At 43.3% G+C, this 15942-nt stretch carries 14 protein-coding genes; 11 read left to right on the top strand and 3 right to left on the bottom strand.

The genetic code is table 11. From position 1 onward, the window contains the following. Positions 1-57 precede the first annotated feature (57 nt). Complete coding sequence (locus tag GJU82_RS13490; protein ID WP_153632628.1) at positions 58-1137, bottom strand: glutaminyl-peptide cyclotransferase; 1080 nt, start codon at positions 1135-1137, stop codon at positions 58-60. A 288-nt stretch (positions 1138-1425) separates the two neighbouring features. Between GJU82_RS13490 and GJU82_RS13485 the strand changes: the two genes are divergently transcribed. From GJU82_RS13485 to GJU82_RS13465, 5 genes are all read left to right on the top strand, one after another. Beyond that, a complete protein-coding gene (locus GJU82_RS13485) occupies positions 1426-2895 on the top strand; it encodes an oligosaccharide flippase family protein (protein WP_153632627.1) in 1470 nt (489 codons plus the stop codon). 83 nt (positions 2896-2978) lie between these two features. Then, complete coding sequence (gene dut, locus GJU82_RS13480; RefSeq protein WP_153632626.1) at positions 2979-3413, top strand: dUTP diphosphatase; 435 nt, start codon at positions 2979-2981, stop codon at positions 3411-3413. Between the two features lie 36 nt (positions 3414-3449). After that, entirely contained in the window at positions 3450-5219 is a 1770-nt protein-coding gene (locus GJU82_RS13475) for a lipopolysaccharide assembly protein LapB (RefSeq protein WP_153632625.1), read from the top strand. 176 nt (positions 5220-5395) lie between these two features. Continuing rightward, positions 5396-6103 (top strand): DUF4292 domain-containing protein, encoded by a 708-nt coding sequence (locus tag GJU82_RS13470; RefSeq protein WP_194831059.1) that lies wholly within the window; start codon positions 5396-5398, stop codon positions 6101-6103. Between the two features lie 3 nt (positions 6104-6106). After that, positions 6107-7309: a murein hydrolase activator EnvC gene (locus GJU82_RS13465; protein WP_153632623.1), complete on the top strand. Its 1203-nt coding sequence runs from the start codon at positions 6107-6109 to the stop codon at positions 7307-7309. Positions 7310-7322: 13 nt separating this feature from the next. On the opposite strand, the gene GJU82_RS13460 is transcribed toward GJU82_RS13465, so the two are convergent. Next, positions 7323-8021, bottom strand: coding sequence for a Crp/Fnr family transcriptional regulator (locus tag GJU82_RS13460; RefSeq protein WP_153632622.1), 699 nt, complete (start codon positions 8019-8021; stop codon positions 7323-7325). A 102-nt stretch (positions 8022-8123) separates the two neighbouring features. On the opposite strand from GJU82_RS13460, the gene GJU82_RS13455 reads away from it, so the two are divergent. The 4 genes from GJU82_RS13455 (at position 8124) to folK (ending at position 10009) form a co-directional block, all read left to right on the top strand. Next, complete coding sequence (locus tag GJU82_RS13455; protein WP_153632621.1) at positions 8124-8414, top strand: OsmC family protein; 291 nt, start codon at positions 8124-8126, stop codon at positions 8412-8414. Positions 8415-8491: 77 nt separating this feature from the next. After that, positions 8492-9211 carry an SDR family NAD(P)-dependent oxidoreductase gene (locus GJU82_RS13450; protein ID WP_153632620.1) on the top strand — a complete coding sequence of 240 codons (720 nt, stop codon included), beginning with the start codon at positions 8492-8494 and terminating at the stop codon, positions 9209-9211. 73 nt (positions 9212-9284) lie between these two features. Then, positions 9285-9635 (top strand): dihydroneopterin aldolase, encoded by a 351-nt coding sequence (locus tag GJU82_RS13445; RefSeq protein ID WP_153632619.1) that lies wholly within the window; start codon positions 9285-9287, stop codon positions 9633-9635. Beyond that, a complete protein-coding gene (gene folK, locus GJU82_RS13440; protein WP_153632618.1) occupies positions 9632-10009 on the top strand; it encodes a 2-amino-4-hydroxy-6-hydroxymethyldihydropteridine diphosphokinase in 378 nt (125 codons plus the stop codon). The genes GJU82_RS13445 and folK overlap by 4 nt, the downstream gene beginning before the upstream one ends. Before the next feature lie 22 nt (positions 10010-10031). Here folK and GJU82_RS13435 read toward each other — a convergent pair whose 3' ends face one another. Then, complete coding sequence (locus GJU82_RS13435) at positions 10032-11210, bottom strand: DUF6051 family protein (protein WP_153632617.1); 1179 nt, start codon at positions 11208-11210, stop codon at positions 10032-10034. A 337-nt stretch (positions 11211-11547) separates the two neighbouring features. Here GJU82_RS13435 and GJU82_RS13430 point away from each other — a divergent pair, with 337 nt between their 5' ends. Together GJU82_RS13430 and ileS are read left to right on the top strand one after the other, a co-directional pair. Continuing rightward, positions 11548-12405, top strand: coding sequence for a LytTR family DNA-binding domain-containing protein (locus GJU82_RS13430; protein WP_153632616.1), 858 nt, complete (start codon positions 11548-11550; stop codon positions 12403-12405). Positions 12406-12501: 96 nt separating this feature from the next. Further along, complete coding sequence (gene ileS, locus GJU82_RS13425; RefSeq protein WP_153632615.1) at positions 12502-15942, top strand: isoleucine--tRNA ligase; 3441 nt, start codon at positions 12502-12504, stop codon at positions 15940-15942.

The raw sequence follows: 15942 nt of genomic DNA, 5'->3' as shown, positions 1-15942 counted from the left end.
AATAAAAAGGCCGGTACAAATGAAGTACCGGCCTTTCTTTTATTTTTTTCCCTTCAACTATTTCTTCACAGGGACAATTTCGAAAAGTTTTGGCCACAGTTTTCCGGTTACGTAAATGGCATTGGTTTTGGCATCCCAGGCTATTCCATTCAATACATCAATCGGTTTATTTTCATTGCGGTACATCACACTGAGTAATCCGGTTAAATGAATTCTTCCAAGTACTTTTCCATTGTTCGGGTCAATTCTGACAATCGTATTCGTCGTCCAGACATTGGCCCAAATTTCACCGGTAATGTATTCCAACTCATTAAGGTATTTAATGGGACCTTTGTTGTCGTAAACACTGAGATTTTTTACAACCTGAAGATTTTCAGGGTTGAGAAAACGGAGGTTTTCTGTTCCGTCACTCATAATGAGATTCGTTCCATCGTTGGTCAATCCCCACCCTTCTTTAGAGTCGTAATGCCACTCTCCGGTTTTGTCAAATGTTTTTACATCGTAAATAAAGCCGGTTTGTGCCTTGTAGGTAAGCTGGTAAAGTTTGTTGTTCAAAATGGAAATTCCTTCACCAAAGTATTTACTGTCCAGCTTCTTTTCCTGTATAATTTTTCCGGTTTTCATAATTTGTTTGGCAATTACCGATTGTCCTTTTTCCCCGGTCCCTTCGTACAAATAACCGTCGTGAATTAGTAAACCTTCAGTGAAAAATTTGGTGTTGTGAGGATAAGTAGCGGTAATTTCATACGTGTATTCAACCGGTTTGGTATCGGAAACAATGGTAAAATCGGAATAATTTTCACCCGTAACGCTGTCAGTTTTGATGGCGGTAACTTTTATGGAATGTTTTCCCATCGACATTTGGTCAGTTGCTACTTTAATTTCGTTTTCCAACGTTTTTCCGCTGAAGTAACTATTTCCGTCAACCTCTACAGTTATGTTCTGGATGGTACCGTTTTTTACATTGGTTTTTGTTTGAATGGTAATGGGGGTCCCCTGTGGATATAATTTGCTTTTGGGCAAAATATCGATAGCTGTTACCGGTTTTCGGGAACGCTTTGGTGTACTCGAACATTGAAGCAAAAGAATTCCCGTTAATGACAGGAAGAATGTGAGAACAGCTAACTTTTTCATCATATCAACTGGTAAACAAACAACGAAATTAAAAAATGGTATGGTTAGCGGCAAATTTTCAAATTTTTCGGCAGTTATTAACAATTTTGTCAGATTTATTAAAATTGCTTCACGTGGAACGCTCGTGTATGCTGCTTTTCACGATAGTGAGTAACCCCCAAATGTGGTGAACAAGATCTTCAACGTAGCATTTATAAAAAAAATGTTCCTTTCCGTCAAAGGCCCTCCTATGTATACCGGGTAACCTTATATTTGTAAAAATAAATAATGCATCGTTAATAAAGCACCGATTTGAGCGCACTGAAAAAACTGGCCGGAGAAACCGTCATTTATGGTGGTTCGAGCATCATAGGACGATTTCTTAACTGGTGGTTGGTTCCCTTTTATACCCGGATGTTTCTTCCGGAACAATATGGCATTGTCAGTAACGTGTATGCCTACGTGGCATTCTTACTGATTCTGCTCACCTACGGAATGGAAACTTCTTTCTTCCGCTTTGCCGGGAAAAGTAAAAAGCCTGACGAAGTTTATAGCACAACACTCATTTCATTACTGGTCACATCGATTTCTTTTGTGCTGGCTGTTTATGTCTTTTCAGAAAATATAGCCGACTGGATGGAATATCCCGGTCATCCGGAATATATCCGTTGGATGGGATTGACAGTAGCGCTCGACGCATTTACCTCCATTCCGTTTGCTCGGCTTCGCCTCAATAGCCGTCCGGTTCGCTTTGCTTTTGTGAAGCTGGCCGGAATATTTGTCAACATCGGTTTGAATATTTTCCTGATTTATTACTGCCCGAAAATTATCGATGGAAATCCCGATTCCATTTTCAGGTACATTTACAATCCTCATATCGGAATTGGGTATGTGTTCATCTCGAACCTGGTTTCATCGGCTGTTATGGTGCTGTTGCTTTTTCCCGATTTCATCGGAAAGAAAATGGTATTCGACAAGCAATTATTGCTGCAGATGCTTCGGTACGGCTGGCCCTTACTTATTGTCGGTTTGGCCGGAATGGCAAATCAGAATATTGAAAAAATATTGATGCCGAAATTGTTACCGCCATCAGTAGATGGTTTGAAACAATTGGGAATTTATGCGGCCAACTTCAAACTGGCTGTGCTAATGAACCTGTTTATTCAGGCATTCCGTTATTCGTTCGAACCGTTTTTCTTTTCCCACTATAAAGGAGAAGATTCGAAAATGACCTATGCATTGGTGATGAAATATTTTGTCATTTTCGGATTGACCATTTTTTTAGGGGTGATGCTTTATATTGGTATAGCAAAATATTTTATTGGTTCCGGTTATTACGAGGGTTTGAAAATTGTTCCATTCATTTTAATGGGATATTTCTTTCAGGGAATATTTTATACCCTCTCGCTTTGGTATAAGCTGACCGATAAAACGAGTTACGGCGCTAAGCTGGCGCTTTTGGGGGCCGTTGTTACTATTGGATTGAACGTGATGTTTATTCCGGTGTTGGGATATATGGCTTCAGCGTTGGCATTTTTGGCAGCCTCGGTTGTAATGACTGTTGCTTCTTATTTCCTTGGGCAAAAGCACTTTCCGGTTAAATATGATCTGAAGCGGGCGGCACTTTATTTTGTCGTAGCACTTGTTCTTTATTTCATTGGAGTGAACATCAACGTATCGAATGTTATCATTCATTATGTGCTTCGGACAATTGTCATTCTATTTTTCCTGGGATTTGTTGTTGTAAAAGAAAAAAAAGAGTTGAAACGTTTGTTTGTTTAGGACTTGGCAGGGCAAAACATTTTTTAACTAATTCGTTTCGCTTAAGTTTTATATCTTAGCGGGTTAAATACCGAAATGAACATATGGAAGTGAAAATTGTCAATCATTCAGGGCACCCTCTGCCACATTACAGTACCGGGCATTCGGCTGGTATGGATTTGAGGGCCAGCCTGAAACAAGATATTCTATTAAAACCTCTTGAACGTGCGCTTGTTCCCACCGGCCTTTATATTGAACTTCCGGTAGGATACGAAGCACAGGTCCGACCACGCAGCGGTCTTGCTTTGAAAAATGGTATTACCGTTTTGAATTCTCCCGGTACCATTGATGCTGATTATCGTGGTGAAATCCGGGTTGTCCTCATCAATCTTTCCTCCGAAGAATTTGTTATTTCCGATGGCTATCGTATTGCACAGATGGTGGTGGCCCAACACGAAAAAGTAGAATGGGTGAAAGTGACTGAATTGGTTGAAACAGCTCGCGGTGAAGGCGGATTCGGGCACACCGGGAAATATTAAATTATACATAGGCACACGGTGCTGTTAATTAACACCATGATTAGAAAAAATACGATTACCTATTGGGTTTTGTTTCTGTCCCTTGTTGGGTTGTCATCTTGTACAACAACGAAACAAGTGGCACAAAAGGCTCCTGAAAAACAGGTGGCACAGGGAACAACCCAGGTTACCAAAGACCAGAATCGGGAATTTCAATATTTGTTAATTGAAGGGTTAAAGCAGAAAGCATTGGGAAATATTGATAAAGCCATCCCGATTTTCTCGCGTTGCCTCGAAATCGATCCTACTTCTTCGACGGCCATGTTCGAACTGGCAAATATCCATATTGCCAAGGGCGATTTTACCAGCGCCATGTTGCTGCTCGAAAAGGCAGTTGCCAATAATCCCGAAAACGAATATTATCACTTAATGCTGGCGCGCGTTTATCAACAAAACAAACAGTTTGATAAAGCGGCAGATCAGTATGGACAACTGGCGGTTCTTTTCCCCGGGAACGATGATTACAAATACTATCACGCTTCCCTGCTGGCACAGGCCGGTAAGTACGAAGATGCACTGAAAGCATTTGATGTACTTCAGCAATCGACTGGCCCGCTGGAACAAATTGCGGTGGCGAAACAGCAGCTTTATCTCAAAATGGGAAAAAAGAAAGAAGCATTTGATGAAATTGAAGGATTGATTAAAACCAATCCGAAAGATACCCGCTACTATGGTTTGTTGGCCGATATGTACCTGGCCGATGGGGATAGCGCGAAAGCACTGGAGAATTACCATAAAATTTTGAAAATCAGTCCGGACAATGGTTTCGTGCAAATTTCACTGGCCAATTTTTATCGCGAAAGCGGAAAACCGGATGAAGCGTACAAGCATTTGTTATTGGCATTCAAAAATCCGAATCTGGACGTGGATACCAAGATCCAGATGTACGCGATGCTGATTCAGAAGGACAATCGGAAAGTAAGCGATGAGCAAGAGCTTGAGTTGCTGAAGGCAATGATGAATGCCAACATGGATGATGAGCGTCCGCGTGCGATGTTTGTCGATTACCTCATTCAGCAGAATAAGATTGAAAAGGCACGCGACGAGATGCGTATTGTGGTGGGAATGAACAAGGACAATATTCAATACTGGCAACGACTACTGTTCCTCGATAATAACCTGCAGGACTGGAAGGCTATGTACACCGATGGTGACGATGCCCTTAAATATTTTCCCAGTCAACCGCTGCTTTATGTAATGAAAGCGGTTGGTGCCTTACAGATGGAAAAATATAAGGACGTTATTTCTATTTTAGACAAGGGACAGCAGTACGTAGGCGATAATAATCAGGTAAGCTCACAGTTTTACATGTACCGTGCGGAAGCGCTTTACAAAATGAAGAAACTAAAGGAGGCGTATGCTATGTTCGATAAAGTGGTGCAGCTCGATCCGACCAACTACACCGCGATGAATAATTACGCGTACTATCTTTCATTGAGAAACGACAGCTTGCAATTGGCGGAAAAGTTGAGTGGTAAGGTTGTCCAGGCAAATCCTGATAATGCAACCTTTCTGGATACTTATGCCTGGGTGCTTTTCAAGAAAAAAGATTACAAGTTGGCTAAATTTTATATGGAGTCAGCAATCCGGAACGACGACGATAAAAATCCGGTATTGCTCGAGCACTATGGCGATATTCTTTATTTTCTTAATGAAAAAGACAAAGCTTTGGAAAATTGGGAAAAGTCGGAAAAAATGGGAAATGGCTCACCTATGCTGAAAGAGAAAATTGAGAAGAAAACCTACATCGAAGAAAATCCGAATTGACTGTGTTAAAGATTAGCAGGAGAGTTGTATTCCGTTTTATTTGGGTGAGCATTATAGCAATACTTTTATTTTCATGTAAATCGACTGAAAAAGTTACAACGGCTACGAAGATTAGACACATGAGCTGCGGGCGTATTCTGAAAAACGTTTCAGTGAATGAGCCATCTTATGAAACAATGGCTGTTAAACGAGTCTCAGTTAATGTGAAAGCGCAAGGTAAAAGCCATTCGTTGAGGGCTTCGTACCGAATAAAAAGGGACAGTGTTATACAGATTAATGCACAAAAAGCTACCATTCCGGTAGGTAAACTCGAAATTATCCCCGATACCTTCCGGGCGGTTTATTATATCAACAAAGCGTATTACGAAGGCGCTTTGAATTATTTATCAAAGCGGTTGGGAATGGACATTAGCTTTGATATGTTCGAAGCAATTTTTACCAATCAGCTCTTTTCCTTTCGGAATGATCCGAAAGACCGCGATTTTCGTGATTTTCATTGTACAATTGATGACGGAATGTACCGGATTTCGTCGATGAAAGATCGAAAGTTGCGGAAGGTTATCCGGAAGGAGGAAAAACTGGAACGATACCGAAACCGCTTTGATGAAGAACATTTAATAAGGCAGGACATCTATGTGGATCCCGACAGATTTGTGATACGAAAACTGGTGTTCAACGATATCGACTATAACCGTACCATGAGCCTGGATTTTTCCCATTTCGAAAAGATCGATGGCCGATGGTTTCCGGAGGAAATCCGTATCAACTATACAGGTAAGGAAAATTACGAGGTAAAAGTTAAACTTAGCCGTATTTCGTTTGATCAGCCTGAATCGTTTAAATTTAGAGTTCCATCGAAATACAAACAAATGTTGCTGAACTAATCCATGAAAAGGTGTACTGGCATTTTGATAGCTTTGTTTTTTGTGTTGGCAGGGGTCACATCGGCTTCAGCTCAGTCGCTTTCTGAGCTTCGGAAGAAAAAACAAAAAACGGCCGAAGAGATCAAGTATACCAATCAATTACTGGAAGAAACCAGCAAGCACGCGCAAACTTCGCTTAACCGGTTGGCCCTGTTAAACAGGCAAATCAAGTTACGTGCACAACTGATTGGTGAAATCAACGGTGAAATTGCTTACCTCGACAGTTCCATTTCCGATAATGCCTACGTTGTACACAGCCTGACTTCTGATTTGAAGAAGATCCGGGACAACTATGCTCAGATGATCCGGTATGCCCGGAGGAATGCTGATGCCAACAGCAAGCTTTTGTTTCTGTTGTCCGCCGAGGACTTCAACCAGGCTTACAAACGGTTTCTTTATTTGCGACAGTACGCCGATTATCGGAAAAAGCAGGTGGAAGCAATCGTTGCGGTGAAAAATATTTTGGACAGTAAACTGGCTGATTTGGAAAAACGCCGCAAAGAGAAGGAAGAGATGTTGGAGCAAAAACGGGACGAATCAAAGCAAATACGCCAGCAAAAAAGTCAGCAAAACCAGTATTATGCTAACCTTCAGAAAAAGCGGCGCGATTTAAAGAAGAAGTTGGAGCAGCAACGTAAGGTTGAGCAACGTCTTCAAAACGAAATTGAGCGTATCATCGCTGAAGAGGCTAAAAAAAGTGCAGCCAAAAAACAAAAGGGCTTTAGTTTAACGCCTGCTGAAAAAGAACTGTCGGACGATTTTGGCAAAAACATGGGACGTTTCCCCTGGCCGGTTGACCGTGGCCTGATTACAGAAGAGTTTGGTGAGCACCCGCATCCGGTATTGAAGCGTGTAATGGTGCGAAATAACGGTATTGATATTACAACAAGTGCTGGCGAAAAAGCGCGGGCGATTTTCAGAGGGACTGTTTCGCGGGTGGTGGCTATACCGGGCGGTAACATGGCCATAATTATCCGCCATGGAAATTACCTTACCGTTTATTCGAACCTGAGTGATGTGTTTGTCCGTGTAGGACAAAAAGTGGAAACGAAACAGGAAATCGGGAAAATATACACCGATCCGGGAGATAATAAAACTGTTCTGAAGTTCCAGCTTTGGCACGAGAACAAAAAGCAAAATCCAGAGGATTGGATAGTTAAAAAATAGCTGTCGTTTCATTTTATAAGTTGGCTACCCTTGTCAATCCGGGTAAATCCACAATTCGTATTTTTCTTCCGTGAAGCTCGATCAATTGGTCGTGTTTAAACTCAGAAAGAAGCCGAATAACCGATTCTGTAGCGGTACCAACCATATTGGCCAGTTCTTCCCGCGTAAGCGAAATTTGGAGTGTTTTATTGTCGTCCAGGTCGAAGTTGTCCTTCAGTAACAACAAAACTTCGGCAAGCCGCTCGCGAACCGTTTTCTGAGCGATATCCGTGATGAAATCGTTGGCATCTTTCAGCTCTGCGCAAACAATACGCAACATGGCAAGTGAAAACTTCGAGTTTTCGTCAATCAGATACAGCAAGGTCTTGTATGGAATGTGGCATAAAACGGCGTCTTCGATTACTTTGGCAGTCGTACATGCCGATTCCTGGCTCAGTAACGAACGATATGCAATGATGTCTCCCTTCTTTACAAAACGGATGATCTGCTCTTTGCCATCGATGCCGGTTTTATAAATTTTCAGAATCCCACGGGTGATGCAGTAAAATCCGGTCAACCGGTTACCTTCCCGATAGATTACGCTTCCCTTCTTGTAAAATGAACAGGTCTTTTCATAATTCAACCTTTCCATTTCGTCCGTCGTTAATGCCTGAAAGAAACGAAACTTGGAAAGATCGGCCTCCTCTTCTATGGGTTCATTATAATTTTTCATTCTGAAAATGCGATTGAATTGAATAGTTTTTAGATTTCGTAAATATACAATTTACGGTTCGAATAACTAAAAATGCTTGATTAATACTTAAAGCCTGATATCATGAAACATATGGTGGATTTAGCGTGGCATGAAAACATGTTTTTCGACACGGTTTTAGACGGACACCGCCTTTCGATTGATGCTTTGGAAGAAAACGGTGGCGCGGATAAGGGACCGCGGCCCAAGAAACTCATGCTATTGGCATTAGCAGGTTGCACCGCAATGGATGTCATTTCTATTTTACGAAAAATGAAAATGATACCCGATAAATTCAATGTTATCGTTGAAGCAGAAGTAACAGATGAACATCCGGAGAAATACGAATTGTCTGACTCATGGTTATACCGGTAATAGCGGTGAAGGTTTTTTTAACCTTTTTATATGATTCTGTTTCGTCGTACCTTTAATGAAAATAAAAACCACAAGGTATGCGAAAAGTGGCTTTAATTACCGGAAGTGCCAAACGTATCGGACGGGCTGTTGCTTTGCATCTGGCACAGTCAGGATGGGATTTGGCGCTTCATTTTCATCATTCGGAAACGGACGGGGCTGAATTAAAGAATGAGTTGAAACACATCAATCGTCACGGGACCTATCGTTTGTTTCAGGCCGATTTGAATCATGTTCCGGATGTCGAAAGTTTGATTTCCAACGTAATTAGTGTTTTTGCCCGGCTCGATTTGCTGGTGAACAATGCTTCCGTTTTTCAGACGGGAACGATAAAAGATACTTCTTCCATGTTATTGCAGCGAAATCTGCAGGTCAATTTTGTCGCTCCTTTCATTCTTACCCGCGAATTTGCCATTCACGCTGACAATGGCGTTATCGTTAATCTTGTCGACACCAGAATGAAGAAGAACTCCTTCTCGCATGCCGCTTACAGTTTGTCAAAGAAAGTGCTTTGGGAACTCACCCGGATGAGCGCTTTGGAATTGGCCCCGGCATTCCGGGTTAATGCCATTGCCCCCGGTGCTGTTCTTCCCCCGGAAGGAAAGGATGAAACTTACCTGGAGATGTTGGCCGGGTCAACTCCGATGAAAAAGGCAGCCGGTTTGAAGCCGGTTTTGCAGAGCCTTTCCTATATTCTGGAGAATGAGAACCTGACCGGGCAGGTTTTGTTTTGTGACAGTGGCGAGCAATTGCTTTAACTTTTCACTAATCATTTTGTTTTTGTTTATCGAAGTGCTATTTCTTAAGTTGCTAACTTATATGCTCCATTTTATGGCCCTGATACGCATTAAAGATTTGCTGATACGAACCATTATCGGATTTAATCCCGACGAGCGCAAAAATCGTCAGGACGTGCTGATTAATATCGAGATAGAAGTCAATACCCGGAAAGCAATAGAAACCGATGAATCAGAAGGTATTTACGATTATAAAGCGATTACCAAGCAAGTGATAAGCCTGGTACAGGAGAGCGAGTTTAATTTGCTGGAACGGCTAACGCACGAAATTCTCACACTCATTATGAACGACAAACGGGTAATGCGCGCCAGGGTGGAAGTGGACAAACCCCACGCGTTGCGATTTGCCGAATCGGTTTCTGTTGTAATGGAGGAACAGAGATGAGTGATAAAAACACCTGTGTGATTGGCGTCGGTTCCAATATTCAACCAGAAGAGAATATCCGGGAAGCGCTTCGCATTTTGGAAGAGGAACAAACACTTCTGTCTGTTTCAGCCATGGTACAAACCGAGCCCATTGGAGTTAAAAAGCAGCCCTCGTTTATTAACGGAGCGGTTAAGATTTCCACTTCGATGAACCAGGAAGAATTATCGACTTACCTGAAAAATATTGAAGATCGGTTGAAACGGGACCGCTCACAGCCCCGCTTCGGATCCAGAACCATCGACCTTGATGTAGTTGTGTGGAACGGTAAAGTAGTCGATCGCGATTATTATTCCCGTGAATTTTTAAAGAACGCCGTCGACGAAGTGCTCTGAATCAAAACCAATCTTTAATTTTCTAGCTCAGAAAAGCAGCCGCTTTACTGAATACCTGCCGGAAACGCTCATCTACATCCTTCGCTATATCGTTGTTACTTACCGGGAAAGGATTTTCGTGACTATACGGGAATGGAAAATCAAGTACCTCCATGGGAACCGGTACGTTGCCCTTTCTTCCGTGTAGTGTCCGATCGATGGCATCGGGTGGCATAACTTTATCTTTTTCCAGGGCGATTGAATAAATCTGGTGGTTGTATTTTTTGAAGAAATGCTCCCTTTTTCGTTGCTTTTTTTCAATTCGCAACATGGTCACAAATGATTTCCACATCTCGCGAAAGCGAAGAATACCGTACATTTTCAAGATGGCACGTATTTCCCGGTTTCGTTTGTAGAAAAACATCTGACGCAAGGAGAGAAATGCCTGGTTGTCCATGATGTATTTCGACGCTCCGTTCATCTGGTCGAAAGTCGGGCCACCGCAAAACATAAATAACCGCGCATCCTTCAGCAAGCCTTTCGGGTTGGAGAGAAAAAGGATTTCCGACAAGAATGCCCCGATGGAATAGGCAAAGAAATCAACTTTTGTTCCTTCCGGAAAGAGTTCATGTTTTCCCTTCGTTATTTGTTTCAGCAAACTGACGACATCCTGATAACTTTGTGCTCCGGATAGAAAGAATTGCTCAGGACACTCGTCCAGCCGCGTACTTAAGGCTGCATTGGCGAACGAAATCTCTTTCTGCCCGGCGGTTGTGGTTTTACGTTCTTTCACTACGGAACTCATTTCTCTTGGATTCGTCCACTTTTTCGGGGAGCGGTTCATGTGAAATGCGATGGGAAACAGAATGACAGCTTTCCCGGTATGTTCGGCCAAATAATTTGCCCATGAAAAATACTTGTCCCAGGTCCGTTCATTCAACCCATGCAGCAACAAAATGGCTTTGTTCTGTATTCTTTTTTCTTCGGGAAGGAAAACAGGATACCAAAACTGGTCATTTCCCGGATAACTGTGCGCCAGTAACTCATCATGATTGGACTGTGAAGCCGGTAATATATCCTTCCAGCTACGTTTTTTCCTGAATTCCGAGTGAAATTGAAAATTCCGAATGCTTATCCGGCTACCTTCTAATTGAATTTTCGGCGCATCTGCTACAAATTTTGCTGCAATCATCTGTTGCATTTCGGTATACTCCCTACCCATGGAATTTTTATTGGGATTGATAATTTGTATTTTCAATGGCAAGGTAGGTCGATATTCAGGCTTCGGCCTAATGATTTTGCCCCTTTGCCACGAATGCTTCCGATTTGGTATGGAATCTTCATTTTGGGGATGAAATTTCGTATTTAGGGATAAAAATCGGAGCAGATTGGTTGTACTTATTCTTATCTGAAGCGGCCGCCATTTTCAAATTTTGCGGATTTGTCGCGGAAGTGTAGTTTTGAATGAAAATTCGAATGGAATGCTGCCTGATTCGAATATGTCGGTTGAAAATATGTTTACGTTTATCAGCGTAATAAATTAGTATTACCTTCCATTTATGGAAAGATCCGGAAACATACCTGAATATTTTATCAGTAAGCGAAATATCTATGTTCAGATAGTTTTTACAACGGTCTTTGCATACGCTTTCATTAATATTTATGAGCCATTTGGAGCATCTCACTGGTATGCCATTACCAGGTGGCAGTTTTTGCTTTACTCCGGGTTGTTGGTTTTATTGGGAATGGTGGTGGTGATCGTTAGCCGGGCCATCATGTACCAGATCAATAAAGTGCGGCCGGTTTCCATTTTACAGTACAGTTTAATGGTGGCCGGTGAAATCATTATCATGGCCGCTTTTTTTGCATTCATCGAGGATTATGCGCTCGACGATTCGCGCAGTTACGTTGAACTTTGGTTTATTGCCATTCAAAATACGGCACTTATTCTCTTAATTCCCTATCTGATTAGTTGGCTCTATTTTGCTTTTCAGGAAAAGAAAATTAAGCTTGAAAATCTCACCTTCGATTACTTTCGGAAACCGGTGATTGATTTTATTTCCTTTCGGGATGAAAATGCGGTGATGCGCCTAAGCCTGAAAAGAAGTGATGTGCTTTTTCTCGAAGCCAGCGAAAATTACGTGCTGGTTCACTACCGTGTCCGGAATGAAATTAAACAATACCTGCTACGAAACAGCCTGAAAAAGCTCGAAAAGGAGATGAAAGCTCACCATATTTTGCGTTGTCACCGTTCCTACATGGTAAATATCGGGCAGGTGAAAATGATGCAAAAAGGAAAGAAGGGGCTGGAGCTTCATTTGTCGGGACCTGAAAATGTAGTTATCCAGGTTTCCAAAACTTACGAGCCGGTTATTATTGCCGAACTCGATCGGTTACCTGGTTCCGGCCGCTCCTGATGAATTTTATCATAATGTACCCATTGTGTAAAAGTCACTCCAGTGAAAATTTTCCTATATTTGTAGACTTTTAAAAACCGGAGGTTTTCAATCATTATGACGAGAAAATTCAGGGAATATAAGGAGCTTGATCTATCGCAAATAAACAAGGATATCCTGACCTATTGGGAGCAGGACGATACATTCCATAAATCCATGTCGGCCCGCGAAGGACGTCCGACGTTCGTGTTCTACGAAGGTCCGCCTTCGGCTAACGGTCAACCGGGAATTCACCATGTTATGGCCCGGGCTATCAAAGATGTATTTTGCCGCTACAAAACACAACAGGGTTACCTGGTAAAACGGAAAGCCGGATGGGACACCCATGGACTTCCGGTTGAGCTGGGCGTGGAAAAAATGCTGGGCATTACCAAAGAGGACATTGGCAAAAGTATTTCGGTTGAGGAGTATAACGCTGCCTGCCGCAAGGAGGTGATGAAATACACCGACGTGTGGGAAGATTTGACCCGCAAAATGGGTTACTGGGTGAACATGGACGATCCATACATCACGTACGATAACCGTTACATTGAAACGCTCTGGTGGTTGTTGCGCCAATTGTACGACAAAGGTTTGTTGTACAAGGGCTACACGATCCAGCCATACTCACCTGCTGCCGGAACCGGATTGAGTTCACACGAGTTGAACCAGCCCGGTTGCTACCGCGATGTGAAGGATACGACTTGTGTGGCTCAGTTTAAAGTTGTTCGCGATGAACAGTCGGAAAAATTTTTTGCTGGTGCCGATACGGATTTGTTCTTCCTGGCCTGGACCACCACACCATGGACTTTGCCATCCAATACGGCTCTGGCTGTTGGAGAGAAAATCCGGTATGTCCGGGTGAAAACGTTTAATCCGTATACCGGAATTCCGGTAACGGTTATACTGGCCAAGGATTTGGTGAGAAGCTATTTCCCTGAGAAAAACGAAGAACTTGCGCTGGAAGATTATCAGCCCGGCGACAAAAAGATACCTTTCGAAATTACAGCCGAATTTACCGGCGCTGATTTGGAAGGAACCAATTACGAGCAGTTAATTCCGTGGGTAAAGCCAATGGGGGATGCCTTCCGCGTTATCACCGGTGATTTTGTTACCACGGCTGATGGTACCGGAATTGTGCACATCGCTCCTACATTTGGTGCCGATGACGACCGTGTTGCCAGGAAATCGGGTATTGCACCGTTGATCCTGATTGACAAAGAAGGGCGTCGTCAACCGATGGTCGACAAAAAAGGCCGTTTCTTCCGAACGGAAGACCTGGATAGCTCTTTTGTTGACGAATTCGTTTCTACTGATTTATATGCTGAATACGCAGGCCGCTATGTGAAGAATGCCTACGACGAGAGCCTGGATGACGATGATGCGACATTGGATGTGGATATTTCAGTCATGCTGAAGAAGGAAAATAAAGTTTTCCGTGTGGAAAAGCACGAGCATAGCTATCCGCATTGTTGGCGTACCGATAAGCCGGTCCTCTACTACCCGCTTGATTCCTGGTTCATCCGTACCACTGCGGTCCGCGATGATTTGATTGCGCTGAACAATACCATCAACTGGAAACCCAAATCGACCGGAACCGGCCGTTTTGGAAACTGGTTGGAAAACCTGGTTGACTGGAACCTTTCGCGTTCCCGCTACTGGGGAACACCGCTGCCTATCTGGCGTTCGGAAGATGGAGCTGATGAGAAGTGTATCGGTTCTGTCGAAGAACTTTACGGAGAAATCGAAAAGTCCGTTGCTGCCGGATTCATGGATAAAAATCCTTACGAAGGATTTGTTCCGGGCGATAACTCGAAAGAGAATTACGACAAAATCGATTTGCACCGTCCGTATGTGGACAACATCGTGCTGGTTTCTGCAAAAGGTGAAAAAATGTTCCGCGAGCCCGATCTGATTGACGTTTGGTTCGATTCGGGCGCCATGCCGTTTGCACAAATGCATTACCCGTTTGAAAACAAAGAGATTTTTGAACAGGTGTTCCCAGCCGATTTCATTGCAGAGGGTGTTGATCAGACGCGCGGATGGTTCTTTACATTGCATGCCATTGCAACGATGACGAAGAAGTCGGTTGCATTCAGGAATATTATTTCCAACGGCCTCGTTCTCGATGCCAAAGGAAACAAGATGTCGAAGCGGCTCGGCAATGCAGTCGATCCGTTTGAAGCGATAGAAAAATACGGTTCCGACCCATTGCGTTGGTATATGTTGACCAACTCGCAACCCTGGGACAACCTGAAATTTGATATTTCGGGAGTGGAAGAGGTACGTCGTAAGTTCTTCGGAACGCTGTACAATACCTATAGTTTCTTCTCGCTTTACGCGAATGTAGATGGCTTTACCTACAGCGAGCCGGACATGGCTGCAACCGACCGCCCGGAAATTGATCGTTGGATACTGTCGTTGCTGAACAGTTTGGTACTGGAAGTAAGTGATGCATTGGAAAGCTATGAGCCAACCCGTGCCGGACGCGCTGTTTCGGAATTTGTTACCGAGAATTTATCGAACTGGTACGTGCGACTGGGGCGAAAACGTTTCTGGGGTGGCGATTATGGTACCGATAAGATTTCGGCTTACCAGACGCTTTATACTTGTTTGGAAACGGTTGCCAAAATGGCCGCTCCTATCGCACCATTTTACATGGAACAGCTGTTCCGTGATTTAAATGCGGTAACCGGACGTGATGAAGATATCTCGATTCACCTGACCGAGTTTCCGAAGGCAGACAGTTCGCTTATCGACAAGTCGCTGGAAGAGCGGATGGATATTGCACAAAAGGTTTCGTCCATGATCCTCGGCCTTCGCCGGAAGGAAAAACTGAAAGTGCGTCAGCCGCTGGCAAAAATCATGATTCCGGTGCTGAACGCGCATTTCCGTGAGCAATTTGAGGCCGTCCGGGATATTATTTTGACGGAAGTCAATGTTAAGGAAGTAGAATATATTGATGATACGGCTGGTGTTGTCAAGAAAAAAATAAAACCGAATTTCAAGACGTTGGGTCCGAAGTACGGCAAAATTATGAAACAGATTGCCGGCGCTATCAACCAGCTGTCGCAGGACGATATCGCCCGCTTCGAAAAGGATAGCGCTTATGAACTCGTTGTTGGTGACGAAAACGTTCATCTCGGACTTGAAGATGTGGAAATTCTTTCGGAAGATATCCCGGGATGGTTGGTTGCCAGCGAAGGTGGGCTGACTGTAGCTTTGGATATCGAAGTGTCGCCCGAATTGCGGCAGGAAGGAATTGCCCGCGAGTTCATCAACCGTATTCAGAGTCTCCGTAAGGAAAGCGGTTTTGAGGTAACCGACAAGATTAACCTTCAGATTGCCCGTCACGAAGAGATTAATGAAGCGGTCAATAATTTTAGTGATTACATCAGTAACCAGACCTTGGCTGCGAACCTCGAACTGGTGGAGGCCATCGAGGATGAAAAAGCCCGGCTGGTTGGGATTGATAAAGGAGTCGAAACCTATATTATGGTTGAGAAGGTGGGAAAATAA

The organism is Prolixibacter sp. SD074 (assembly GCF_009617895.1).
In the GTDB taxonomy this organism is placed as follows: domain Bacteria; phylum Bacteroidota; class Bacteroidia; order Bacteroidales; family Prolixibacteraceae; genus Prolixibacter.
The sequence above is the reverse complement of the archived record's forward strand: the minus strand, read 5'-3'. Positions and strand labels throughout refer to the sequence as shown.

Bases quoted from the DNA above. Each gene is read 5' to 3' on its own strand.
- GJU82_RS13465 (WP_153632623.1), top strand. From the start codon at position 6,107: ATGAAAAGGTGTACTGGCATTTTGATAGCTTTGTTTTTTGTGTTGGCA.
- GJU82_RS13435 (WP_153632617.1), bottom strand. From the start codon at position 11,210: ATGGGTAGGGAGTATACCGAAATGCAACAGATGATTGCAGCAAAATTT.
- GJU82_RS13430 (WP_153632616.1), top strand. From the start codon at position 11,548: ATGGAAAGATCCGGAAACATACCTGAATATTTTATCAGTAAGCGAAAT.
- GJU82_RS13450 (WP_153632620.1), top strand. From the start codon at position 8,492: ATGCGAAAAGTGGCTTTAATTACCGGAAGTGCCAAACGTATCGGACGG.
- dut (WP_153632626.1), top strand. From the start codon at position 2,979: ATGGAAGTGAAAATTGTCAATCATTCAGGGCACCCTCTGCCACATTAC.
- folK (WP_153632618.1), top strand. From the start codon at position 9,632: ATGAGTGATAAAAACACCTGTGTGATTGGCGTCGGTTCCAATATTCAA.
- GJU82_RS13490 (WP_153632628.1), bottom strand. From the start codon at position 1,137: ATGATGAAAAAGTTAGCTGTTCTCACATTCTTCCTGTCATTAACGGGA.
- GJU82_RS13455 (WP_153632621.1), top strand. From the start codon at position 8,124: ATGAAACATATGGTGGATTTAGCGTGGCATGAAAACATGTTTTTCGAC.
- GJU82_RS13470 (WP_194831059.1), top strand. From the start codon at position 5,396: ATGGCTGTTAAACGAGTCTCAGTTAATGTGAAAGCGCAAGGTAAAAGC.
- GJU82_RS13475 (WP_153632625.1), top strand. From the start codon at position 3,450: ATGATTAGAAAAAATACGATTACCTATTGGGTTTTGTTTCTGTCCCTT.
- ileS (WP_153632615.1), top strand. From the start codon at position 12,502: ATGACGAGAAAATTCAGGGAATATAAGGAGCTTGATCTATCGCAAATA.
- GJU82_RS13460 (WP_153632622.1), bottom strand. From the start codon at position 8,021: ATGAAAAATTATAATGAACCCATAGAAGAGGAGGCCGATCTTTCCAAG.
- GJU82_RS13445 (WP_153632619.1), top strand. From the start codon at position 9,285: ATGGCCCTGATACGCATTAAAGATTTGCTGATACGAACCATTATCGGA.